Raw genomic sequence first — 25,111 nt, 5'->3', positions numbered from 1 at the left:
AATCCAAATCAAAGGTAGGTGTAATATGACCGAACTTAATCAGAAACTCGCCCAGGCTTGGGAAGGTTTTAGCAAAGGCGAATGGCAGAATGGCGTCAACGTACGTGACTTCATTCAGAAAAACTACGCGCCGTATGAAGGTGATGAATCATTCCTGGCTGGCGCTACCCCGGCAACCACTAAACTGTGGGATGCCGTTATGGAAGGCATCAAACAGGAAAACCGCACTCACGCGCCGGTTGACTTCGATACCAATGTAGCTGCCACCATTACCTCTCATGATGCCGGTTATATCGACCAGAAACTGGAACAAATCGTCGGTCTGCAAACTGATGCGCCATTGAAACGTGCGCTGATTCCGTTCGGCGGTATCAAAATGGTTGAAGGCTCCTGTAAGGTTTATGGCCGTGAACTGGATCCGCAACTGAAAAAAATCTTCACCGAATACCGTAAAACCCACAACCAGGGTGTATTCGATGTTTATACCCCGGATATCCTGCGCTGCCGTAAATCTGGCGTACTGACCGGTCTGCCGGACGCTTACGGCCGTGGCCGTATCATCGGCGACTATCGTCGTGTTGCTCTGTACGGTATCGACTACCTGATGGCGGACAAATTCGCCCAGTTCACGTCCCTGCAGACCAAACTGGAAAACGGCGAAGATCTGGAAGCAACTATCCGCCTGCGTGAAGAAATCGCTGACCAGCACCATGCGCTGTCACAGATCAAAGAGATGGCAGCGAAGTATGGCTGCGATATCTCCGGCCCGGCAACCAATGCCAAAGAAGCGGTTCAGTGGACTTACTTCGGCTATCTGGCTGCGGTGAAATCTCAGAACGGCGCCGCCATGTCCTTCGGTCGTGTCTCCACCTTCCTGGATATCTTCATCGAACGTGACCTGAAAGCGGGCAAAATCACCGAACAGGACGCTCAGGAACTGATCGACCACCTGGTGATGAAACTGCGTATGGTGCGCTTCCTGCGTACCCCGGAATACGATGAACTGTTCTCCGGCGACCCGATCTGGGCAACTGAGTCTCTGGCCGGTATGGGTCTGGATGGCCGCACGCTGGTTACTAAAAACAGCTTCCGTTTCCTGAACACCCTGTACACCATGGGGCCGTCTCCGGAACCGAACATGACCATCCTGTGGTCTGAAAAACTGCCGCTGAACTTCAAGAAATTCGCCGCTAAAGTGTCTATCGATACCTCTTCTCTGCAGTACGAGAACGATGACCTGATGCGTCCGGACTTCAACAACGACGATTACGCGATCGCCTGTTGTGTAAGCCCGATGGTAGTGGGTAAACAAATGCAGTTCTTCGGCGCCCGCGCTAACCTGGCGAAAACCATGCTGTACGCTATCAACGGCGGCGTGGACGAAAAACTGAAAATGCAGGTAGGTCCGAAATCCGAACCGATCAAAGGCGATGTGCTGAACTTTGACGAAGTAATGGATCGTATGGATCACTTCATGGATTGGCTGGCTAAACAGTACGTCACCGCACTGAACATCATTCACTACATGCACGACAAGTACAGCTATGAAGCATCGCTGATGGCTCTGCATGACCGTGATGTGTTCCGTACCATGGCTTGCGGTATCGCAGGTCTGTCCGTAGCGGCTGACTCCCTGTCTGCTATCAAGTACGCGAAAGTTAAACCGATCCGTGACGAAAGCGGTCTGGCCGTCGACTTCGACATCGAAGGCGAATACCCGCAGTTCGGTAACAACGACCCGCGTGTTGACGACCTGGCTTGTGACCTGGTTGAACGTTTCATGAAGAAAATTCAGAAACTGAATACCTACCGTGGCGCTACCCCGACTCAGTCCGTACTGACCATCACCTCCAACGTGGTATACGGTAAGAAAACAGGTAACACTCCGGATGGTCGTCGCGCTGGCGCGCCGTTCGGACCGGGTGCCAACCCGATGCACGGCCGTGACCAGAAAGGTGCTGTCGCCTCTCTGACCTCCGTGGCTAAACTGCCGTTCGCCTACGCGAAAGACGGTATCTCCTATACCTTCTCTATCGTGCCGAACGCGCTGGGTAAAGACGACGACGTGCGTAAAACCAACCTGGCAGGCCTGATGGACGGTTACTTCCACCACGAAGCCAGCATCGAAGGCGGTCAGCACCTGAACGTCAACGTGATGAACCGTGAAATGCTGCTGGACGCAATGGAAAACCCGGAAAAATATCCGCAGTTGACCATCCGTGTATCTGGTTATGCCGTTCGCTTCAACTCGCTGACTAAAGAACAGCAGCAGGACGTCATTACCCGTACTTTCACTCAGTCCATGTAATTACATGTCTGTCTGAAAAGGCGTAAACTAAAGGCTCCACATCGGTGGGGCCTTTTTATAGCGGGTGTCTTGTCCGTTCTCCGTGTGGATTGCCGCACGCGGCGTTAAAATTTCTTCCGGAAATTTTTCACCACTCCCACCGAAAGACCCAGAACCTGTTTTGTCAGCCAGCTACTTTTCCGGCTGGCGGGCTGACAAAACAGATTCGACACAGAGCGAATGCTGTGGCCGTCCGTGCCGCAGCCTCGTTACTGTGCTCATCGAAGGCCGCTATTTCTCGGCCCAACCTGGAGAAACCTTGCATGTCAGTTATTGGTCGCATTCACTCTTTCGAATCCTGCGGCACCGTAGACGGTCCCGGTATTCGCTTCATCACTTTTTTTCAGGGTTGCCTGATGCGTTGCCTCTACTGCCACAACCGCGATACCTGGGATACTCATGGCGGCAAGGAAGTTACCGTGGAAGAGTTGATGAAGGAAGTGGTGACTTATCGCCATTTTATGAATGCGTCCGGCGGCGGCGTGACGGCATCCGGCGGCGAGGCCATTCTGCAGGCAGAATTTGTCCGTGACTGGTTCCGGGCCTGCCACGAGCAAGGCATCAATACCTGTCTGGACACCAACGGCTTTGTCCGCCGTTACGACCCGGTTATTGACGAACTGCTGGACGTGACGGATTTGGTAATGCTCGACCTCAAGCAACTCAACGATGAGGTGCATCAAAATCTGGTGGGGGTATCCAATCACCGTACGCTGGATTTTGCCCGTTATCTCGCCAAACGTAACCAGCGCACCTGGATTCGCTATGTGGTGGTCCCCGGCTGGAGCGATGACGACGCTTCCGCTCATCAGTTGGGTGAGTTCACCAAAGACATGCGCAACATTGAGAAGATCGAACTGTTGCCTTACCACGAGCTGGGCAAACACAAGTGGACGGCCATGGGCGAGGAATACAAGCTGGATGGCGTCAAACCGCCCAAAGCAGACACCATGGACCGCATCAAGTCCATTCTGACCAGTTACGGCCACAAAGTGGTGTACTAACCCTCCGTCCCTGGTGGAGAATAGCGCCGGTGGATCAACACCGAATACACCTCTCCACCAAAGCCATCCCATTCAGCCAGTGTTAACGTCAGCGTAGACCAAAATCGGCTGACGTTGATAATTAACGCCCTGCCACCCGCCAGCCAAATATCGGCCGATAACGCGTGACCGAGCCGCCCTTCTGGGCTATCCATACTTACCATGCGCCACAATCAGCGAGATAGTCTATTCGAGGTTCCTCGCCGTTTGAGAGGCAGCGTTTTATGCTCATTGTCCGCGTGAAATGAATAACCTTGTTTTGCTGTGTTTTTTCTCCCTGCAACAATCAGAAGCAAACTCACGGCAAGAAAATAGATAATCATGGATATTATATGGCAGGTAATGGTATGCCCGCCCTAATGCGACATACTGAAAAAGAACCCTGGTGTCGTGCATAAACCACATTATTGCGGTGTGGAGACCGCCCAAACAGAGCGACTTGCGCGTACCATAAAGGGAAAATACATTGAATAAAACCGATTTATTTCAATGCTAACATTTAAAATGGCTATGTGTTCAGGGGCACATTTATGCGGCTCGACAAACTGGAAATTCGCTGGCTAAAACTATTCTGCAAAATTGTTGAGAAAAAAGGCATCACCAACGCTCAGGACGCTACCGGGCTGAGTCAGCCGGTACTAAGCCACTACCTTTCCCGGCTGGAAGACACGCTGGGGCTGATTCTGTGTGAACGCGGTCGCGGCGGTTTCTCGCTGACTACCGAAGGGGAAGTGGTCTATCAGGAAGCGCGCTCGGTGATCGCCACGCTAGATGACTTTGCCAACCGTCTGGCCCGCATCAAACATGAACTGATCGGCGAAGTACGAATTGGTTGTCTGGATAATATCGTCTCTCATCCGGATCAAGCCGTTTCACTGGCGATTCATCATCTGTTCGAGCTAAGTCCGGATGCATCGATGAACCTGAGCATCAGCGACCATCACACACTGATGGAGCGACTGCGCAGCAGCGAGCTGGATGTGGTATTAACGGTTCTGCCGGCCGATGTGCCGCCGGACATCTTCTTCCAGCCCGCATTCATTGAGCACAGTTCATTTTACGCCGCGACCGAACACGCCGAGCGCATCGAACAAGAGTGGCGCGACGGTACCCTGAACCCAAAACGGCTGCTGATTGGCGGCTACCCTATGAATGAAATCTGCAAACAGCTGGGACCGGTAGCCAAACAAGGGCAACAGAACATAGCCTGTAGCGAGGAGAGTTGCATGCTGCTGATTCTGGCCGGCACCCATATGGGGTTCCTGCCGGACCACTACGCTTCGCGTTGGGTACAGGAAGGAAAACTGACCGCAGTCGCACCGGAAAGTCTGCAACTCAGCAGTATTTTTTATCTGGTCCGCAACGCCAAACAGCGGCTGAGCCCGGTCGCCGAAGTCCTGTGGAACAATATCATCGAAGCCGGGCAGCCTTCCCTGGGCGGCCGTCGTCGCCAGTCATGACCCAGGTGTTGCCGAAATCGCTCACACAGCCAGCGGCCGGGGATGATGATCGGCTTTTTTCAGCAATATGATCAGATATCCCAGCGATACCGCCGCAATCAGTACAAACAGTAACTGGTCGGAATACGTCTGCATCAGCATTGCCGCCAGGCTCGGGCCGCACAGGCTACCGATAGTATAACTGAGCAGCAACGCCTGATTCATGGCTACCAGCTCGCTGGGCGCCACCTTTTCACAAGCCCACGACATCGCCACCGGATATAACGTAAACCCGGCAGCGCCAAGCAGAAACAGCGACGGAGCCATGCCGTATCGCCCCGGAACCAGCATCGCCAGCGAACCGAGAATGACGGCGAAGACCAGAACCCGCAGCACCAGCAATCGCCCATAACGATCCGCCATACGCCCGACCGGCCATTGCCCGAGGATACCGGCGCTGATCAATAACGCCATCCAATAGCCGACATTGGCGTCGCTCATGCCCTGATGGGCCAGATACAACGGCATCAGCCCATACAGCGAGCCAAGAATGATCCCGGAAATCACGCATCCCTGAATGCCCAACCGGGCGGTGCGATAACGCAACATGCGCCAGACGTTGACACGCTGGGTCACGGGCTGCGGCGGCGGAATGCGGGCAAACAACAGCGGCAGCACCGCCAGCAGCACCAACGCCACCAGCCAGGGCAGAATGCTGAATAGTGCGGTTGGCACCATCCCCAACAGCAACTGCCCCACGACGCTGCCCAGATAGTAGGCCATCATGTAAGCGGCCAGCAGTTGACCCCGATTGAGCGCATTACCACTACACAGCAGCGCGCTTTCCACTACCACCCAAATCAACGCGCAAGCGACCCCGGCGACAAAGCGCCACAGAATCCAGCTCCCGATATCCGGCGACAGCGCCAGCGCCGCGGTCGCCAGCCCAAACATCAGGGTCGCCAGATAATAACTGCGGTTAAAGCCATAGATCCGAATCAACCCGCCGGCCACCAACGTTCCCAACAGGTTGCCGCTAAAATAGGCCGAGCCTACTACGCCAACCTGCCAGACCGGCAATTGGCGATCATTGAGCCATAACGGCACCAGCGTATTCAAAACGGCCAGACAAACAGTAAGCAGCAACAGCCCGCAGAGCAGCAGTAAAACCGGGCGCGTATAGGTGGTTGACATGGGAAGACGAACCGGAAAGAGAGGATATTTTGCGCGCATCATGCCACTGGCAATGGCAAAGTCAATCGCCTCGTTATCCGCCGCCGCACAATTTGCTCATCCGTCGATATTTCGACAGCACAGGCTTATTTCAACGGCGAGAAACCCGCTTCCACTCCAGGTTGCTATCGAACCATTCCGCCAGAAAATCCACCAATGCTCGCAGTGCGGGCGGCATACGCTCGCGGGAGTGATAAACCGCATAAATGTCCAGTTCTTGCGGTTGCGCTTCGGGAAACAGGGCGATAAGCCGCTTGCTGGCGATCAGGTCTGTGACGGAATAGACCGGTTGCAGACTTACGCCTGCGCCATTCAATGCCGCCTCCAGCAGCATCAGCGAGTCATTGGCGCTGAAACTGCCGCTGACCGGTATCGCTACGGCTTCGCCTTTGCAGGTAAAACGCCACAGGCTTTTGCCAAAAAAGGAATAGGTCAGGCAGTTATGCACCGCCAGATCCTCCACACGTTGCGGTGTGCCATGCACGGCCAGATAGGATGGCGCCGCGCACACTACCGACGGACATCCCCCCAGCCGACGCGCAATCAACCCCGAATCCAGTTGACTGGTAATGCGAATCGCCAGATCGATACGCTCCTCGATCAGATTCAGGGTATGACTCGCTACCTGCAGGTCAATAGCGGTCTTTGGATAACGCCGCAGATAGGCGGTGATCGCCGCCACCAGCGTCGTTTGCGCCAGAGACGGGGAGCAAGTCAATCGCAACAATCCGGATGGCTCCTTCCTGCCGCGGGACGGCATCTCCAGTTTTTGCGACACCGCCAGCAATTCGCGACAGTGCCGCAATGCCGTCTCGCCTTCACCGGTCAGACTCAGTTGTCGGGTGCTACGATGTAATAACCGGGCTTCAGCCCAGCGCTCCATCTCGGCCAGATAGCGCGTCACCATAGCACGCGACATCTCCAGCGCCTGTGCCGCCCCCGTCAGGCTGCCCTGTTCGGTTATGGCGACAAAGACCCGGGCCGCGGTAATTCTATCCATCATTCGTCCGTTTTATGCAACAAAGCTGTTCGACAGGCAGAGTTTTTCTTTACGAAAATGAAACTTACCATGACGCCATCTTATTCAGGAAGGAGTATTACCGTGTTAAAACAAACCCTGCTCGCCACCCTCTTCGCCTCCCTGGCGTTTTCCGCCTCTGCCGCGCTGAAGATGGAGGTTTACAACCCCGGCGAAAAATCAGTCTTCCCGGTATCGTCTGAAATCATTACCGGCGAACACGATGCCTTGCTGGTCGATGCCCAGTTCCAGCGTAACGATGCCGAAAAGCTGGTGGAAAAAATCCGCGCCACCGGCAAAAACCTGAAAACCATCTATATCAGCCATCACGATCCGGATTTTTATTTTGGGCTGGATGTGCTGAAAGCCGCCTTCCCTAACGCGCAGATCGTCGCTACGCCGCAGACCATCGCCGCCATCAACGCCACCAAAGACAAAAAAGTGGCTTACTGGGGGCCGATTCTGAAAGAAAACGCGCCGAAACAGGTCGTGGTGCCGCAGGCGCTGAATGCGGATCATCTGACACTCGAAGGCAACACTATTGATATCGTGGGTCTGAAAGGCGCGACGCCGGACCGTACCTTCGTCTGGATTCCCTCGCTGAAAGCCGTCGTCGGTAGTGTGCATACCTCGGCGAATATCCATGTGTGGGTGGCGGACACCCAGACGGTTGCTTCGCGTCAGCACTGGCTGGCGGACCTGGATGCTATCGATAAGCTCAAACCGACCACCGTGGTGCCAAGCCACTATCTGCTGAACAAAGACGGTTCCGCGCCCTGGTCACCGAAAAATGTGGACTTTACCCGCCAGTATCTGAATACCTTCGAGCAAAACGTCCCGTCGTCGGCCAACAGTACGGCGCTGATCGACGCGATGAAGCGCGCCTACCCGGACCTCGGCGAACCCGCATCGCTGGAACTGGGCGCCAAGGTCATCAAAGGCGAGATGCAGTGGCCCTGATAACCGACCGATAAAAGCCAGAGGCGGCCGCCCGCGGATCGCCTCTGGCGTCAGGATGGGTCACTTTTCTTTCAGGTTTGCGATCCCTGATCGCAGAACGGATACAGAAAATTATGTCATCGCCTGCTAACTCTCAGGAAATAGATAATAATTAAAGCAGAGCGCCACACAGGCGATAATAACGGGCTGCCATTCCTACACTCTCTCGGAAAGGCGCGTGGCGCGATAACCCAGTCTCTTTCCCTTTTCTGATGTGCCCGGTGCACCGGGTAACATACGGAGCGTATGAATGAACAGGCTACACTACATCTTCGACCCTCTGTGCGGTTGGTGTTACGCCGCAGCGCCGTTAATCCATGCAGCCCGTAAAATCGAAGGGTTGCCTGTTGTGCTGCACGCCGGTGGCATGATGACCGGCCCGAACCGACGTCGCATTACCCCAGAGTGGCGGGATTATGTTCAACCACATGACCGCCGCATTGCTCAGATGAGCGGTCAGCCGTTCGGCGATGGCTATTTCAATGGCCTGTTGTGGGACGTGACGGCAACGCTCGACTCTGAACCGCCAACGACGGCTATTCTGGCGGCGGAAGAGCTGGGCGGCCGGGGGCTCGACCTGCTTGAACGTCTGCAACGCGCGCACTATGTCGAGGGGCTGCGCATCTCCGATCCCCCGGTACTGATGAAAATGGCGGTAGAAATCGGCCTGTCGCTGGACGACTTTGAGAACGCCTGCACGCACTGGCGCGGTTTGCCGACCCGCAAGCATATCGAAGAGAGCCGTCAGTGGCTTACCCAGTCGGGCGGCGCGGGTTTTCCGACGCTGGTCTTCGCGGTAGACGATATCTTCACCACACTGAATATTGCCCCCTGGCTGGGTCGCCCTGACGACTGGCATGACTATCTGGCAAAACTGGTGGCGGAAAATCAGTAAACTTCGCCCAACCCGCTTTTCCGCAACAACCGCACGATAGGAAACAGCGGGTTGTCGGCGTAGTCGGCATGAAAATACAAAAACACGGCAGCGACAAGATGTCGGCACCGTGCGCAGAGCGTTAGACTGACGCCACCCGGCAAAGGTGGTCTTTCATTGCCGCCCTTTCATCCTTATGTCCTATGACTTTTTCGTCGTGACCTGCGGTGTGAAATCGCAGCATTTCCCCCATAGACAGGACGCCCCATGATTCGTGTTCATCATCTGAATACCTCCCGTTCACAGCGGGTTTTATGGCTACTGGAAGAACTTGATGTCCCTTATGAGGTGATTAACTATCAGCGCAATAAAGCCACCATGCGCGCCCCGAAAGCCTTGCGTGACATTCATCCGCTGGGAAAAGCGCCGGTGGTTGAGCACGACGGTCAGGTGCTGGCGGAAACCGGTTTAATCCTGGAATATCTGGTCGCCACATTTGGCCCGCAGTTGGCTCCATCGAGCGACAATCCGAACATTTGGCGCTACCGCTACTGGATGCACTACGCTGAAGGTTCACTGATGTCGGCCATGCTGCTGAAACTGGTCGCTCACAAAATGGGACCATTTGGCTGGCCGATTCGCAGCATGACCACTACCCAGCTCAATCTGCATTATGATTTTCTGGAACAGGAGGCCGGGAAATTTCGCTGGCTGGCAGGCGATGCATTTTCAGCAGCGGACATCATGATGGGATTCCCGCTGGATATTGCCGCCCAGCGCGGCTGGCTCACCCCGGCGCGCGCCAGTCTCTGGCGTCTACTGGAAGCCATGCGGGCGCGACCTGCCTGGCAGCGCGCCGCCCGCTACGGTTAACAGCAGCGCATACCATGACAGTCCCTATTCATCATGGTATGCGCGGCGAGCAATATCGCTCAACAACCCGCCGCCAGGATTTCCGCCCGACGACATTACAGCCAGGTGCGAAAACAACCGCCAATCAGGCACTGTGCAATAAAGCGCTATTCACTAAAAACGCCATTCAATAGAACAGTGCCTTTTCCATCTGGATCAACTGAAATCGTGCCTGCCAGTCCTGCAGCGTGATGCGGGTTAACCGCGCCACGCCCTGATAAAACGGGTGGCGACAGTGGCACTCCAGCAAATCCAGATAGCGCGTCGCCCAGGGTAGCAAATGCTCGGTCAGCAATTCCGCCAGGCTGTCCGGCTGATTTTCCGCACACCATGCCGCCAGCATCAGCATCAGGCCGATGTGATCCTCCGGCTCATGCCGATCGCAGCGCGGCTCAATCCCCAGTTCTCGCAACCAGCGCCGCAATGCCAGTGTCGAATCACCAAACAATACATTTTGCCGGTCAAGATATACCGACCCCCAGGGCGGCGCAGGCACTTCCTCGCCACTGTTGAATAATCGCCGCCAGGCGACCGACAACGTTTCATCGTAGCCCGGCTGCAAGCCAAGCTGAATTTGCCGGGCGGCAATGGCGATGTCTGCCCGGTCGCCACATGGCCATGTCTGCTGCCACGCCTGATGTCTCAGGCGCTCAATCCACGCCGCGTTATGTTCATCATCCGGTGCATAATAGAGTAAAGCGCCTAGCAACCGTCCGGTCAGGCTGACGATATGTTTTGGCATAAATCACCTCGTTGACTCTGTCTTCAGGAGGATTCCCTCCTTGCTGTTATCGGGCGTTGTTATCCTGCGTTTTCATCCTGCCACTGCCGGTTCTTTCCTCAGCTGAGTCAGTACCGGCCAGTGCAACGACAAAAAACTTAGAACCCCGCGAGCCAGCTCTCCATAAGAGGATGCCTGAATCCTCTCATCCATACCGATATCCGGCCGGAATCAGACAATTCCGCGCGCCATGACCACAGCGAGACGTGATTTCAGCCATAAAAAAAGCGCCCCGAAGGACGCTTTAGTAAGAGAGTGAATGCCGTCATGATTGACGGTATTAACCGATAAATTGCAGACCATTCATGTACGGACGCAACACTTCCGGCACTTCAATCCGACCGTCAGCCTGCTGGTAGTTTTCCAGCACCGCGACCAGCGCGCGCCCTACCGCCAGACCAGAACCGTTCAGGGTGTGTACCAGACGGGTTTTCTTATCGCCCTTGCTGCGGCAACGCGCCTGCATGCGACGCGCCTGGAAATCCCCCATGTTGGAACAGGAAGAGATTTCACGATAGGTATTCTGCGCCGGCAGCCAGACTTCCAGATCGTAGGTTTTGCATGCGCCGAAGCCCATATCGCCGCTGCACAGCAGCACTTTGCGATACGGCAGTTTCAGCAGTTGCAGTACTTTTTCCGCATGCCCGGTCAGTTCTTCCAGCGCTTGCATGGAGTCTTCAGGACGGACGATCTGCACCATTTCGACTTTATCGAACTGGTGTACACGGATAAGACCGCGCATATCCCGACCATAAGAGCCGGCCTCAGAGCGGAAGCATGGCGTATGTGCGGTTAGTTTGATCGGCAGCGACTCTTCATCCAGAATTTCATCACGTACCAGATTGGTTAACGGCACTTCCGCGGTTGGAATCAACGCATAGTTGCTGGTTTCAGCTTCTTCTTCCAGCGGGCGGGTGTGAAACAAATCCTCTTTAAACTTAGGCAACTGCCCCGTGCCATACAATGTGGCATGGTTGACCAGATAAGGGACATACGCTTCCTCATAGCCATGCTCAGCGGTATGCAGGTTGAGCATGAACTGCGCCAGCGCACGGTGTAACCGGGCTACCTGACCTTTCATCACCGAGAAGCGGGAACCAGTCAACTTCACGCCCAGCGCCATACTCAAACCGCCCGTAATGTCGCCCAGGTCCACATGGTCGCGTACAGGGAAATCAAACTGACGGGGCTCTCCCCAGCGAAAGACTTCCTGATTTTCAGAATCATCTTTACCCAGCGGTACACAGTCGTCAGGAAGGTTGGGAATAGTCAGCGCAATGTTCTGAATCTCGCTCTGAATCTCTTCCAGCTCAGCTTTAGCAACGTCCAGCCTTTCACCCAGCGTGTTCACTTCTCGACGCAGCGGCTCAATATCTTCCCCACGCGATTTAGCCGCCCCGATCTCTTTCGATCGGGAGTTACGTTCTGCCTGCAAATTTTCCGTTTCGACCTGAAGCACTTTACGGCGTTCTTCCAGCGTACGCAGCGCTTCCACATCCAGTTTAAAATTTCGGCGAGCCAGTAATTTTTCGGCAACTGCGTCTAGCTCATTACGCAGTAAATTGGGATCGAGCATGCTAGTCCTGTGCTTGTATTATTAAGGGGATATCGATAATTACAGGGCGCCGACAGCGGCGCCGTGCAGCAGAAAATCTCGGAATAACCTTACCGCAACGTTAATGCTAGCGGTAGCGTTTTGTCGGGCTATTTTGATCCTGAGCAGCGAGCCAGGCCAGCTTTTCGCCAATCTTGGCTTCCAAACCCCGCGAAGTCGGCTGATAGTAGTGCGTTTCTGCCATTTCAGGCGGGAAATACACTTCACCGGCGGCGTAAGCGTTATCTTCATCGTGCGCGTAACGATATTCGGCGCCCAGCCCCATCTCTTTCATCAGGCGAGTTGGCGCATTACGCAAGTGCTCCGGCACGTCGTAATCCGGCTTATCACGGGCGTCGTGCATCGCGGCTTTAAACGCGGTGTACACCGCATTACTCTTCGGCGCGCACGCCAGATAAACTATCGCCTGAGCGATGGCGCGCTCCCCTTCCGCCGGGCCGACACGAGTGAAACAATCCCAGGCGGCGATCGCTACCTGCATCGCCCGCGGATCGGCGTTGCCCACATCTTCAGACGCGATAGCCAGCAAGCGCCGCGCAACATACAAAGGATCGCCACCGGCGGTGATGATACGGGCATACCAGTACAATGCGGCATCCGGCGCCGAACCGCGCACCGATTTATGCAACGCGGAAATCAGGTCGTAATAGCGATCGCCTTTGTTGTCAAAACGGGCGCTGCGTTCGCCGGAAACTTCCTTCAACAATGCCGATGTCAACAGACGCTGACCGCTGGCGTCCACTTCCGCCATATCGGCCATCATTTCCAGCAGATTCAGTGAACGCCGGGCATCGCCGTTTACCAGCTCAGCCAGCAGGCGGCGAGTCTCATCCGGCAAGACAATCTGCTGTCCGCCAAGCCCCCGTTCCTTATCCTGCAGCGCCTGCTCCAGCACCTGTTCGATATCGTCGGCGCTCAGCGCTTTAAGCAGATAGACGCGAGCGCGGGACAGCAGCGCCGAGTTCAGCTCAAAAGACGGGTTCTCGGTGGTGGCGCCAATAAACGTGATGGTGCCGTCTTCAATGTGCGGCAGAAAGGCGTCCTGCTGGCTTTTATTGAAGCGATGCACTTCATCCACAAACAGGATGGTACGACGCCCGGCATCACGGTTCTGGCGCGCGCGCTCAATTGCCTCGCGAATCTCCTTGATGCCGGAGGTTACCGCGGAAATCCGCTCCACATCGGCATGTCCATAGCGCCCAATCAACTCGGCCAGTGTCGTTTTCCCGGTCCCCGGCGGCCCCCACAGAATCATCGAGTGGAGCTGCCCCGCCTCAATCGCGCGCGGCAGCGGTTTGCCAGGCCCCAGCAGATGCTGTTGACCAATATATTGCGCCAGCTTGACCGGCCGCATCCTCGCGGCCAGCGGCTGGAACTGATTGCTGGAAAAATCGAGTGACAGGTTGCTCACACACGCCTCACTGACGCTGATCGTCCACCGCTACGCCTTTCGGCGGCGTAAAGCGAAACTTCGCGGCATCCACCTCGCCATTTTGCTGATTCTTCAGCGTATAGGCGCTACGCTGCCCATCTTGCTCGGTGGCGGTAAAACCGTGGATAGTGCCGTCACTGGTCACGTTGATGGAAAACTGTTTCAGATTGCCATTAGCCGCACGGGGAGTCAGGTCGAAGTCATCCCCTTTCTGACTCACGTTGTACTTACCCCAGTCTTTCGGATCGTTACGGGTGATCAGAATAAACGGCGTATTACCGGTCGCATCCTTCACCCAGGTTGCCGTCACCTGTTCGACGAACGGGTTATAAAACCACAGTGTTTTACCATCGGACACCAGCGTACTTTCATCCGGCGATGTGGTTTTCCAGTTGAACAGATTCGGGCGTTTTACCCACAGTTCACCGGCGCCTTCCTGCACCGCGGCACCGTCATTGGTGGTGACTTTTTGCGTGAAGCTGGCGTGAAAGCTGTTCACTTTACTCAAACGGCTCTGTAAATCACCGGCCGCATCGGCATAGACTGCGCCGGAAACCAGACTGGTCAGTAAACAACCAGCCATCAACCCTGTTCTTATCATACAAAAAATCCTTTGCGTGTTCTTACCGCGTCGCGGCTCCCGACGGGAGCCGATTTCAGTTGAACGCAACTTCAGTTGAGCGCTGATTCAATTGAACGCTGCTTCAGTTGAACGCTAATGTAGCCCAGCCGGGCATGGCATGACAGGCGAATTGTCTGTTACCCAATACTTTTACGCTTCTTTGCAGGGACATACACCGCACCGAAAATTACTCCATCGGCGGCGGCGCCAGCACCTCGCGGTTGCCGTTATGACCGGGGGCGCTGACAATGCCCTGCATCTCCATCTGCTCGACGATGCGGGCCGCACGGTTATAGCCGATGCGGAACTGGCGTTGCACCCCGGAAATCGAGGCGCGGCGTTTTTCCACCACAAAGGCCACCGCCTGATCAAACAGCGGATCCAGCTCTTCGTCTCCGTCAAAGCCAAGGCTACCGCCCTCGCCATCGTCATCGCCGCTGATAATACTGTCGATATACTCTGGACGACCACGCGCCTTCCAGTCCTGCACCACGGCATGCACTTCCTGATCACGCACGAACGCGCCATGAACGCGAACCGGAATCGAGGAGTTGGGCGCCATGTACAGCATATCCCCCATGCCGAGCAGCGATTCCGCACCGCCCTGATCGAGGATGGTACGGGAGTCGATCTTACTCGACACGGTAAAAGCGATACGGGTAGGGATGTTGGCTTTGATAAGGCCGGTAATCACATCCACCGACGGACGCTGCGTCGCCAGCACCAGATGAATCCCGGCGGCACGCGCCTTCTGGGCCAGTCGAGCAATCAACTCTTCCACTTTCTTGCCCACCGCCATCATCAGGTCGGCGAACTCGTCCACCATCACCACGATATACGGCAGCTTTTCCAGTACCGGCGGTTGGATATCCATACTGTCACCCGGTTTCCAGAACGGATCCGGCACCGGTCGACCCATCGCTTCCGCCTGCATCACGCGTTCGTTATAACCGCTGAGGTTACGCACGCCGAGCGCCGACATCAGCTTGTAGCGGCGCTCCATCTCACCCACGCACCAGCGCAAGGCATTGGCGGCGTCTTTCATGTCCGTCACGACTTCGGTAAGCAGATGCGGAATCCCCTCATACACCGACAATTCCAGCATTTTCGGGTCGATCATAATGAAACGCACGTCTGCCGGCGTCGCTTTATACAACATACTGATAATCATGGCGTTAACGCCGACCGATTTACCGGAACCGGTGGTACCGGCCACCAGTAAGTGCGGCATTTTCGCCAGGTCAGCCACAACCGGCTGTCCGGAAATATCCTTGCCCAGCACCACCGCCAGCGGCGAGGCGTTGTCACGGAATCGATCGCAATCCAGCACTTCCCGCAGGAATACCGTCTGGCGATGGCGGTTCGGCACCTCAAGCCCGACGTAGGGTTTGCCGGGGATAACCTCGACAATCCGCACCGCCACGACCGACAATGAACGCGCCAGGTCTCTGGCCAGATTGGAGATGCGGGCCGCCTTGACGCCCGGCGCCAGATCCAGCTCAAACCGGGTGATCACCGGGCCCGGATGGTAATCCACCACCGTCGCTTTAACGCGATAATCCGCCAACCGGGTTTCGATCAGGCGCGCCATGTCATCCAGCGCGTCACGATCCACCGGCGCGTCATTCATGGAAGGCGGCGTCAGCAGGTCCAGCGATGGCAATGGCGTCGTCGGCCTCTGCAGCGGTTGGTCGTTACGCATCAGGAACGGATGAATCAGGCTGTCCATAATTGACGGCGATTCGGCTTCCGCTTCAGGTTCGTTCGGCGCAGCGGTCTGCAACGCATGTACTGGCGCCAGCGGTTGCGCCTGCTGCTCATCAGGGAAACTCTCCTGCGGCGGCAGCGTGAACAGCGGCTCTAGCGGACCATCATCCACCAGGTCGGCAAAGGGTGAAATAGCGAAGGCGCTGTCCAGCGGAGCCTCGGTCTTCGGCGTCATGTCCGGCTGTCTGGTTTCGGCCGCAGCAGGCACCGCCTCGGACGGTTCAGCCGCAAAAATCGCCGGCGCAGCCTGCACCGTATCCGGCTCATGCGCTTCTCCATAACGGGAACGCTGCATGACGGCGAAGTCACGCGCCAGTTGCGCTTGCAACAGCGTTTCTTCGTCCTCTTCATGATCGGGATAGGTTTCGCCGTAGCGTTCGCGTTGCTGATCAGCAAAAGCCTGTCGTAACGCCGCGTCTTGTATCAACTCCTGCTCGTCGTCAGGCAACGCTGTCTGCGCTGTCACGTTGTCCGGCAAAGGCGCTGGCGCGGCAAACGACGCCGACGTGCTGGTTTGCTCAACGTGGGCGGCTTGCGCCTGTTGCTCCGCTTCGCGGGCCTGCTGTTCAGCCAGCCGCTGCGAGGGCAGTTTGATGCCATACGATGCCAGTTCACGGCGAGTAGGAATACGCACCGGATTTGGCCGCGGCAATTCCGGCCCCATACCACGCTTGACCTGCGGATTGTTATCTTCATCGGTGGTAAACGCCGGCATGAACGGCGTCGCATTTTGCAGTTCCGGTTTCGGCTCAGGGGCAACCCCGGCGCTTCCAGAAACGACCGTCGCCGCCGTGACTGCCGCCGCGGCCGTGCGGGCAATGCGATCGTCAGCTTGCAAGGTCAGCGGTTGCCAGTCAGGCAACGGTTCAGACAGTGATGACGCAAAGCCAGCCGGTACAGGCGCTGTCTCCGCTGGCGCTGGCGCCCATGTCGATGCCGGCGAGACATCAACCTTCGGCCTGAATTCAGGCGCAGGCGTTGCAACCGGCGGGACATAGGATTCAGACCCGGCTAACGGCGTAACGGCTATTGGTTCAGGGTGCGGCTTCAGCACCGGCTCCGGCTCCGCATCAGGCGTTGCCGCAACGGCAAATACAGGCTCGTTCGCTTCGTCTGCAGCCGGCATGCCGGCGGCGGCCGATGCAACGGCGGCCACACCGGAAGTCGCCGTCACCGCCGGGGCGGAAAACAGCACGTCATCTTCCTCTACGTCATCGTCCTCTGCCGAGGACGACATCGCGGTGGATTCTTCTTCGTGAGGCCCGGCTGTACGGCGAGCGTCTTTCCGCGTTTCGACTGGCGACTCATCGACCTCTTCGTCATCATCATAAAGGTAGTCATCTTCACGTCGACGCCCGGAAAACAGCGTCAGGCACCCCATCACCCCGGCGCCGAGCTTTTCGGCGATCGTCAGCCAGGACCAGCCGGTGAACAGCGTCAGCCCGGCGGCCCAGACGCACAGCAGAATCATGGTGCCGCCGATATTATTGAAACGCGGAATCATCGAGCTGCTAAGCAAACTGCCCAACACCCCGCCGGAGGCAAAATAGTAGATGTCATCCACATTGAGCGCCGCCAGCCCGCACGAGGTCAGAATCAGTGCCAGCGTGCCGATCAGACGCAGCGAAAGGGTAAAGTAATCCAGCGTGGCGCGTTGGCCGCGCTGGCGATGGATCACCCAGCACAACGACACCATTACCACGGGGATGGCATACGCCAGTACGCCGAAAATGAAAAACAGGGTATCCGCCAGCCAGGCGCCTACCCCGCCCCCCAGATTGTGAATCGGTTCATGCCAGGCGGTCTGCGACCAACTGGGATCCGAGGGACTGAAACTCAGCAGCGCCACCGCCAGATAAATGGCAAAAAGCACCACAACGATTAACATCGCTTCCAGTAAACGTCGACCCGCGCTGAGTTTTTTCAGCGTGACGTCTTTATCTTCTGTATATTCCTGGCTCAAGCGTCTCTCCAGGTTCCCTGTAAATGTTTCATGATAAAGCGCCGAGTCTTCCCCGGCGCCATACTGTACAAATTCACAGGAGTGTAGCTGAATTTATCGGGTTATGCACCCTTGCCGTCAACGGGTCTTGATGACCAGCCGGTTGCTTTGCTTCACTTCTTCCATCACCACATAGGTGCGGGTATCGTTTACGCCCGGCAGACGCAACAGCGTTTCTCCCAGCAACTTACGGTATGCCGACATATCCGGCACGCGGGTTTTGAGCAAATAGTCAAAATCCCCGGAAACCAGATGACACTCCTGAATTTCCTCAAGCTTCTGCACGGCTGCATTGAACTGTTCAAACACATCCGGCGCGCCGCGATTGAGAGTAATCTCAACGAACACCAGCAATGACGCATCCAGATAATGTGGGTTCAGCAGCGCGGTATAGCCATTGATAAAACCCTGTCGTTCCAGACGACGAACGCGCTCCAGACACGGGGTTGGCGAAAGACCGACCCGCTTGGAAAGTTCCACGTTGGAGATACGTCCATCTTTTTGCAATTCGTTCAGGATATTGCGATCGATACGATCAAGATCTTTTCCCGGACGTTTTTTCGTGTCTACCATTCTTATTGTCTCTCTTCATCCTTCCCTGTTTAACCGCTGTCTCTGACCAACCTCAATGTACCAGAGCCACCCCTAAAGAAGACCCCTGCCTTTTGTAATGTGTTCATTCTCTGTTCCGACCGCGTTTCCCGGAAACGTGGTAAAACGCCGGTTATCCATCGGCAGACAAACGCCGCCGCTAGAGACCCCAAACGCATAAAAGCCGGAGCATTTAACTATTCACATACAAAAAATTTCCTCTTCCAAGGATGTTTTCGCAAAAGCGCAGCCGATTGTCAAAGTAAAACAATTAAAATCAGAAGAAAGTGCCAGATTCGCTCCCGGCAGTCCATTAGGGCAGCGTTTTCACACGCTCCGCACCCGCCGTCAGGCTATTCGCCGTTCCCTGCCAATATTCCGTAACGATTGAACCGATAGCCAACAACATTCCTCCACACTTTTTTTACGCAGGTAATTTCCTTACAATCGGTCATATCGTCCGTTCGAGTGAATGAGGAACTCATGAGCACTGCCAAACACCGTAAATTATTGATTCTGGGTTCAGGCCCGGCAGGTTATACCGCCGCGGTCTATGCTGCGCGGGCAAACCTAAATCCGTTGTTGATTACCGGCATGGAAAAAGGCGGTCAGTTGACCACCACCACCGAAGTGGAAAACTGGCCCGGCGACCCGGACGAGTTGACCGGTCCGCTGCTGATGGAGCGTATGCACGCTCATGCCGCCAAATTCAATACCGAAATCGTCTTTGACCACATCACGCGCGTCGACCTGCAAACCCGCCCGTTCCGCCTGTTCGGCGACAGCGATGAGTACACCTGCGACGCCTTGATCATCGCCACCGGCGCATCCGCCCGCTATCTGGGTCTGCCGTCTGAAGACGCGTTCAAAGGGAAAGGCGTCTCCGCCTGCGCAACCTGCGACGGTTTCTTCTATCGCAACCAGAAGGTCGCGGTAGTCGGCGGCGGCAATACCGCAGTGGAAGAGGCGCTGTATCTGTCCAACATCGCCGCCGAAGTGCATCTGATCCATCGTCGCGACAGCTTCCGCGCGGAGAAAATCCTGATCGACCGTCTGATGGCGAAGGTCAGCAGCGGCAATATCGTGCTGCATACCAATCGCACGCTGGATGAAGTGCTGGGCGACGATATGGGCGTGACCGGCGTGCGCCTGCGCGACGCAACTGAAGCAACCGAGCAGTTGGATGTAGCGGGCGTGTTTATCGCTATCGGTCACAGCCCGAATACCGCCATATTCGGCGATCAGCTGGAACTGGAAAACGGCTACATCAAGGTGCAATCCGGCATCCACGGCAACGCGACTCAGACCAGCATTCCCGGTGTGTTCGCCGCCGGCGACGTCATGGACCACATTTATCGCCAGGCTATCACTTCCGCCGGCACCGGTTGTATGGCGGCGCTGGATGCCGAACGCTATCTGGACGCCCTCGTCAAGTAAGCCTTGATGACCAACAATGCCAACCCGGGCGTGATCGCGTCCGGGTTTTTTATTGCAGTTCATCACTGCAAAAATTGATCGACACCCCGTTCCGCCATCTGCTTTTCGTTTGCACAACCCCGCCACCGCGGTAACATGGCGCATCGCGACCGTTACGCTCACAATTGTGTTAAGTAACGGTTATGTAAGCGTTATTTTCATGTACCAACTGGAAGCGATCGGCACCTGATGAAAGACACCCGACAACGAGAACTGACCCGCTGGCTGAAACAGCAAAGCCGTCTGGCGCACCGCTGGCTACGACTATCGCTGATGCTCGGTCTGGCAAGCGGCCTGCTGATTATGGCGCAGGCCTGGTTACTGGCCTCACTGCTGCACGCCCTGATTATCACACCCCCGCGCAACGAACTGACCACGATGTTTCTGTCACTGGCAACGACATTCGTATTACGGGCGTTGATCAACTGGATACGGGAACGCGTCGGTTTTCGCTGTGGTCAGACGATTCGCCAGCATATCCGCCAGCAGGTTCTGGATCGACTGCAGCAGTTGGGACCGGCCTGGATTCAGGGAAAACCGGCCGGCAGTTGGGCCACGCTGATACTGGAGCAGGTGGACGATATGCACGATTACTACGCCCGCTATCTGCCCCAGATGTATCTGGCCGTACTGATTCCGGTGCTGATCCTGATTATCGTGTTTCCGGTGAACTGGGCTGCGGGGGTCATCCTGTTAGTCACCGCGCCGTTGATCCCGCTGTTCATGGCGATGGTCGGCATGGGCGCCGCCGACGCCAACCGCCGCAACTTTCAGGCGCTGGCCAGACTGAGCGGCAATTTTCTTGATCGACTGCGTGGTCTGGATACCCTGCGCCTGTTTTATCGCGGCGAGGCGGAAACCGCACAGATTCGCCAGGCGTCGGAACAGTTTCGCAATCGCACGATGGAAGTGCTGCGTATGGCCTTTCTGTCTTCCGGCGTGCTGGAATTCTTCGCGTCGATTTCGATCGCGGTGGTAGCGGTTTATTTCGGTTTCTCATACCTCGGCGAGTTGCATTTTGGCAGCTACGGCGTCGGCGTAACGCTGTTTGCCGGTTTTCTGGTGCTGATTCTGGCGCCGGAGTTCTTTCAGCCGCTGCGCGATCTCGGCACGTTTTACCACGCCAAGGCGCAGGCGGTCGGGGCGGCGGAAGCCCTGCACCGTTTCATGACGGCAGAAAGCGAGGAAACCGGAGCCGGCACGCACCTATTTCAAAGCGATACGCCCGTCACACTGGTCGCCCATGAGCTGATTATTCTGTCGCCCTCAGGCAAAACGCTGGCCGGGCCGCTCACCTTTAAACTGAACGCCGGGCAACGGGTCGCGCTGGTCGGTCCCAGCGGCGCCGGGAAAAGCTCGCTGCTGAACCTGCTGTTGGGTTTTCTGCCCTACCGCGGTTCACTGACGGTCAATGGCGAGGAACTGCGTACCCTGTCGTCCACATCATGGCGGCAGCACCTGAGTTGCGTGGGGCAAAATCCTCACCTGCCGGAACCCACGCTGCGGCAGAACGTACTGCTGGGTCGCCCGAAGGCCAGCGACCATATGCTGCAACAAGCGCTTGAGCGCGCGTATGTGCACGAATTTCTGCCTCAGTTGCCGCAAGGCCTGGACACGCAGTTGGGCGACGGCGCCGCACGTCTGTCAGTCGGCCAGGCCCAGCGGGTCGCCGTGGCGCGCGCATTGCTGCACCCATGTCGATTACTGCTGCTGGACGAACCCTCCGCCAGCCTTGATGCGCACAGCGAACAGCGGGTCATGAGCGCGCTGAGCGAGGCGTCGCACACTCAGACCACATTGCTGGTGACCCACCAACTGAGCGAAATTCGGGACTATGACGAAATCTGGGTCATGGTCAACGGCCAGTTGGTCCAGCAGGGTGACTACCTTACCCTGAGTCAGGTCGCCGGGCCGTTTGCCGACTTACTGGCGCAACGCCGGGGAGAACTGTGAGATGGAAAAGATTCGGGCAATGCAGGTACTCAAACCCTTTCTGGCGCTGTACCGCCGTCACCTGTTCCGGCTTGGGTTGGGCGTGGTGCTGGCGATACTGACTCTGTTAGCCAGTATTGGTCTGTTGACGCTGTCAGGCTGGTTTCTGGCGGCCTCGTCCATCGCCGGTCTGGCCGGGCTGACTACGTTCAACTATATGCTGCCGGCGGCCGGGGTGCGCGGCGCAGCGATTCTGCGTACCGCCAGCCGTTACTTTGAGCGACTGGTAAGCCACGACGGCACCTTTCGCGTCCTGCTACATCTGCGTGTGTTCACCTTTAGCCGTATCCTGCCGCTGGCGCCGGGCGGGCTGATTCGTTTTCGTCAGGCCGAACTACTCAACCGGCTGGTAGCGGATGTGGATACGCTGGACCATCTCTACCTGCGGGTAATTTCGCCGCTGGTGAGCGCGCTGGCCGTGATTCTGGCGCTGGCTTATGGCTTGAGCTGGCTGGATGCGTCGCTGGCGCTAACGCTGGCCGCCATCATGCTGGCGCTGCTGCTGGTGTTGCCTCTGGCGTTTTACCGTGCGGGACAACCGGTCGGCGCCGACCTGACCGCGCTGCGCGCCCACTATCGGGTACAACTGACCACCTGGATCCAGGGGCAGGCCGAACTGGCGGTATTCGGCGCCCTGGCGCCCTTTCGCCAGCAGTTGGAAATACTGGAGCAGCGCTGGTTTGAACGGCAACGTCAACAGGCCGGGCTAAGCGCGTTGTCGCAGGCCATCCTGATTGCCGCCAGCGGCCTGACCGCCACCTTACTGCTGTGGCTGGCCGCCGGCGGCGTCGGCGGCGACCATCAGCCGGGCGCGCTCATCGCACTGTTTGTGTTTGCCGCCCTCGCCGCTTTCGAAGCGCTGGCGCCGGTCGCAGGCGCCTTCCAGCATATCGGGCAAGTCGTCGCGTCGGCGGCCCGAGTCGATCAACTACTGAAACTGCGCCCGCCGGTTGCCTTTCCGTCTCAGGGCCCTACGCCGTTGGAACAGGTTCAACTCACACTGGATAAAGTGAGCTTTACCTACCCGGAACAAAACCAACCGGCGCTGAGCGGAATTACGCTGACGCTTACGCCGGGCGAGCATGTCGCGTTGTTGGGGCGTACCGGCTGCGGCAAGTCGACGCTGTTGCAATTGCTGACCCGCGCCTGGGATTGCAGCGCCGGCGAAATCCGTCTTAATGACACGCCGATCGCGGCATTCCCGGAGTCTACGCTGCGCGATGCCATGAGCGTGGTGCCGCAGCGGGTGCATATTTTCAGCGCCACGCTGCGGGAAAACCTGCGGTTGGCGGCCCCAGCGGCCAGCGACGAACGTTTGCAGGCGGTGCTAACGCAAGTCGGGCTGGAGAAACTGCTGGAGGATCAGGGACTCAACGCCTGGCTGGGCGAAGGGGGACGCCAGTTGTCCGGCGGCGAACAACGCCGTATCGGCGTGGCGCGCGCCCTGCTCCACCCGGCGCCGCTGGTGTTGCTGGATGAACCGACCGAAGGGCTGGACGCCGATACCGAACAGCGCATACTGCAGTTATTACGTCAGCATTGCCTGGGTAAGACCCTGATCGTCATTACCCATCGCCTGAATGGACTGGAGAGTATGGACCGGCTGTGCGTGATGGATGGCGGACAACTGGTGGAACAGGGTTCGCATCATAGCCTGATGGCGTTGCAAGGGCGCTACTGGCAATTTCATCAACACCTGTAGGCCGAGGTGCGCATGCTGTTGTATGAACTGTCTCCGTTTTCGCTGCAGTTTCCTAACCCGGAAACCGCGCTGCGGGATCCCAATGGTCTGCTGGCCTACGGCGGCGATCTGTCGCCCGAACGCTTGCTAAGCGCCTACCGTCAGGGTATTTTCCCGTGGTTTTCACCGGGAGAGCCGATCCTGTGGTGGAGCCCGGACCCACGAGCGGTGCTGTTCCCGGCACAGTTTCACCTTAGCCGCAGCATGAAAAAGTTCATTCGCCGCACCGATTATCGGGTCACACTGAATCAGGCGTTTGAAGCGGTGATTTCCGCCTGCGCCAGCGAGCGCGAGGAAGGCACCTGGATTGGCAGGGACATCGTGCGTTCCTATGTTCAGTTACACCTGTCCGGCCTGGCGCACTCGGTCGAGGTCTGGCGTGGCGCCCAGTTGGTGGGCGGCCTGTACGGTATCGCTCAGGGCGCGCTATTTTGCGGCGAGTCGATGTTCAGCCGGGCGGATAACGCGTCCAAATACGCGCTGGCGGCGTTTCTGCAGCATTTCGTGCGCCACGGCGGCCAGTTGATTGATTGCCAGGTGCTCAACGACCATACTGCCTCGCTGGGCGCCTGTGATATTCCCCGGCGCGAGTTTCTGTACGAGCTGAACCGGCTGCAACAGGCCGCATTAATCGATGGTTGCTGGCATCCGCAACCCCTGAATACACCCACTGCCGACACCCCTGGTGAAGGGGATAAATGAGCGGCAGCGACTTACGCGCCTTTACATAATGAGGGTTTTTCGGCATTATCTTGCCGGTTAAAAACTAAGGTACTTAAACCTAGAGGATTCGATGGCCAAAGAAGACAATATTGAAATGCAAGGCACCGTGCTGGATACGCTGCCCAACACCATGTTCCGCGTTGAGCTGGAAAACGGGCACGTGGTTACCGCTCATATCTCCGGTAAAATGCGTAAAAACTATATCCGCATCCTGACGGGTGACAAAGTGACTGTGGAACTGACCCCGTACGACCTGAGCAAAGGCCGCATTGTCTTCCGTAGCCGTTAACAACCGCGCTATCGCCTGAGGCGATGCGCCAGGGTGTTTACCTCTCTGCCCTCACCGTTCGGTGAGGGCGTTTGCATTTTAAGCCGGTCAATAACTTACCCGCCTATTAATTCGGATATCGCAGTAAGCTGCAGTCAGACAAACCGTGTGGTAACGTGAATGCGACCAACATGAAAAAGGGCATCTGACGATGCCCTTTTGTGTTTTTAGCGTGA

The 25,111-nt window shown here is 56.8% G+C and carries 19 protein-coding genes; 11 read left to right on the top strand and 8 right to left on the bottom strand.

The genetic code is table 11. From position 1 onward, the window contains the following. Positions 1–25 precede the first annotated feature (25 nt). From pflB to CPA59_RS10055, 3 genes are all read left to right on the top strand, one after another. Positions 26–2,308, top strand: a complete 2,283-nt coding sequence (pflB, locus tag CPA59_RS10065; RefSeq protein ID WP_038659317.1) for a formate C-acetyltransferase — start codon at positions 26–28, stop codon at positions 2,306–2,308. Between the two features lie 302 nt (positions 2,309–2,610). Then, positions 2,611–3,351: a pyruvate formate lyase 1-activating protein gene (gene pflA / locus CPA59_RS10060; protein WP_038918868.1), complete on the top strand. Its 741-nt coding sequence runs from the start codon at positions 2,611–2,613 to the stop codon at positions 3,349–3,351. 569 nt (positions 3,352–3,920) lie between these two features. Continuing rightward, positions 3,921–4,850, top strand: a complete 930-nt coding sequence (locus CPA59_RS10055) for a LysR family transcriptional regulator (protein WP_107759208.1) — start codon at positions 3,921–3,923, stop codon at positions 4,848–4,850. Positions 4,851–4,871: 21 nt separating this feature from the next. Here CPA59_RS10055 and CPA59_RS10050 read toward each other — a convergent pair whose 3' ends face one another. After that, positions 4,872–6,023, bottom strand: coding sequence for an MFS transporter (locus tag CPA59_RS10050; protein ID WP_049853899.1), 1,152 nt, complete (start codon positions 6,021–6,023; stop codon positions 4,872–4,874). A gap of 130 nt (positions 6,024–6,153) precedes the next feature. Beyond that, on the bottom strand, positions 6,154–7,062 hold the full coding sequence (locus tag CPA59_RS10045; RefSeq protein WP_038920945.1) for a LysR family transcriptional regulator: 909 nt from the start codon (positions 7,060–7,062) through the stop codon (positions 6,154–6,156). Positions 7,063–7,164: 102 nt separating this feature from the next. Between CPA59_RS10045 and CPA59_RS10040 the strand changes: the two genes are divergently transcribed. From CPA59_RS10040 to CPA59_RS10030, 3 genes are all read left to right on the top strand, one after another. Next, the gene (locus CPA59_RS10040) at positions 7,165–8,040 is read left to right on the top strand and encodes an MBL fold metallo-hydrolase (RefSeq protein WP_107759206.1); all 876 of its coding nucleotides are present in this window, start codon (positions 7,165–7,167) and stop codon (positions 8,038–8,040) included. 289 nt (positions 8,041–8,329) lie between these two features. Further along, positions 8,330–8,974 (top strand): DsbA family protein, encoded by a 645-nt coding sequence (locus CPA59_RS10035; RefSeq protein WP_038918863.1) that lies wholly within the window; start codon positions 8,330–8,332, stop codon positions 8,972–8,974. A gap of 246 nt (positions 8,975–9,220) precedes the next feature. After that, positions 9,221–9,826 carry a glutathione S-transferase family protein gene (locus tag CPA59_RS10030; RefSeq protein ID WP_049853897.1) on the top strand — a complete coding sequence of 202 codons (606 nt, stop codon included), beginning with the start codon at positions 9,221–9,223 and terminating at the stop codon, positions 9,824–9,826. 166 nt (positions 9,827–9,992) lie between these two features. On the opposite strand, the gene dmsD is transcribed toward CPA59_RS10030, so the two are convergent. The 6 genes from dmsD to lrp form a co-directional block, all read right to left on the bottom strand. Continuing rightward, positions 9,993–10,607, bottom strand: coding sequence for a Tat proofreading chaperone DmsD (gene dmsD / locus CPA59_RS10025; protein ID WP_038918861.1), 615 nt, complete (start codon positions 10,605–10,607; stop codon positions 9,993–9,995). Between the two features lie 319 nt (positions 10,608–10,926). Further along, complete coding sequence (serS, locus tag CPA59_RS10020) at positions 10,927–12,222, bottom strand: serine--tRNA ligase (protein WP_107759204.1); 1,296 nt, start codon at positions 12,220–12,222, stop codon at positions 10,927–10,929. Positions 12,223–12,328: 106 nt separating this feature from the next. Next, positions 12,329–13,672, bottom strand: coding sequence for a replication-associated recombination protein A (locus CPA59_RS10015; protein WP_038918859.1), 1,344 nt, complete (start codon positions 13,670–13,672; stop codon positions 12,329–12,331). Between the two features lie 7 nt (positions 13,673–13,679). Then, complete coding sequence (gene lolA, locus CPA59_RS10010) at positions 13,680–14,294, bottom strand: outer membrane lipoprotein chaperone LolA (protein WP_100849449.1); 615 nt, start codon at positions 14,292–14,294, stop codon at positions 13,680–13,682. 208 nt (positions 14,295–14,502) lie between these two features. Next, positions 14,503–18,045 carry a DNA translocase FtsK 4TM domain-containing protein gene (locus CPA59_RS10005; RefSeq protein WP_107759202.1) on the bottom strand — a complete coding sequence of 1,181 codons (3,543 nt, stop codon included), beginning with the start codon at positions 18,043–18,045 and terminating at the stop codon, positions 14,503–14,505. A gap of 117 nt (positions 18,046–18,162) precedes the next feature. Further along, the gene (gene lrp / locus CPA59_RS10000; RefSeq protein ID WP_010277211.1) at positions 18,163–18,657 is read right to left on the bottom strand and encodes a leucine-responsive transcriptional regulator Lrp; all 495 of its coding nucleotides are present in this window, start codon (positions 18,655–18,657) and stop codon (positions 18,163–18,165) included. Between the two features lie 501 nt (positions 18,658–19,158). On the opposite strand from lrp, the gene trxB reads away from it, so the two are divergent. The 5 genes from trxB to infA all read left to right on the top strand — a co-directional run bounded on the left by trxB (position 19,159) and on the right by infA (position 24,896). Continuing rightward, positions 19,159–20,112, top strand: a complete 954-nt coding sequence (trxB, locus tag CPA59_RS09995) for a thioredoxin-disulfide reductase (RefSeq protein WP_100849447.1) — start codon at positions 19,159–19,161, stop codon at positions 20,110–20,112. Positions 20,113–20,340: 228 nt separating this feature from the next. Continuing rightward, on the top strand, positions 20,341–22,104 hold the full coding sequence (cydD, locus tag CPA59_RS09990; protein ID WP_107759200.1) for a cysteine/glutathione ABC transporter permease/ATP-binding protein CydD: 1,764 nt from the start codon (positions 20,341–20,343) through the stop codon (positions 22,102–22,104). Between the two features lie 19 nt (positions 22,105–22,123). Next, a complete protein-coding gene (gene cydC, locus CPA59_RS09985; protein WP_174213767.1) occupies positions 22,124–23,845 on the top strand; it encodes a cysteine/glutathione ABC transporter ATP-binding protein/permease CydC in 1,722 nt (573 codons plus the stop codon). A 12-nt stretch (positions 23,846–23,857) separates the two neighbouring features. Continuing rightward, the gene (gene aat / locus CPA59_RS09980) at positions 23,858–24,586 is read left to right on the top strand and encodes a leucyl/phenylalanyl-tRNA--protein transferase (RefSeq protein ID WP_049853893.1); all 729 of its coding nucleotides are present in this window, start codon (positions 23,858–23,860) and stop codon (positions 24,584–24,586) included. Between the two features lie 91 nt (positions 24,587–24,677). Further along, the gene (infA, locus tag CPA59_RS09975; RefSeq protein ID WP_002211347.1) at positions 24,678–24,896 is read left to right on the top strand and encodes a translation initiation factor IF-1; all 219 of its coding nucleotides are present in this window, start codon (positions 24,678–24,680) and stop codon (positions 24,894–24,896) included. Positions 24,897–25,111: the final 215 nt, after the last annotated feature.

Origin of the sequence: Dickeya sp. Secpp 1600 (genome assembly GCF_003049805.1) — a bacterium.
Classification (GTDB): domain Bacteria; phylum Pseudomonadota; class Gammaproteobacteria; order Enterobacterales; family Enterobacteriaceae; genus Dickeya; species Dickeya fangzhongdai.
Note: the sequence above shows the minus strand (reverse complement) of the source record. Positions and strands in the feature narration are given on the sequence as shown.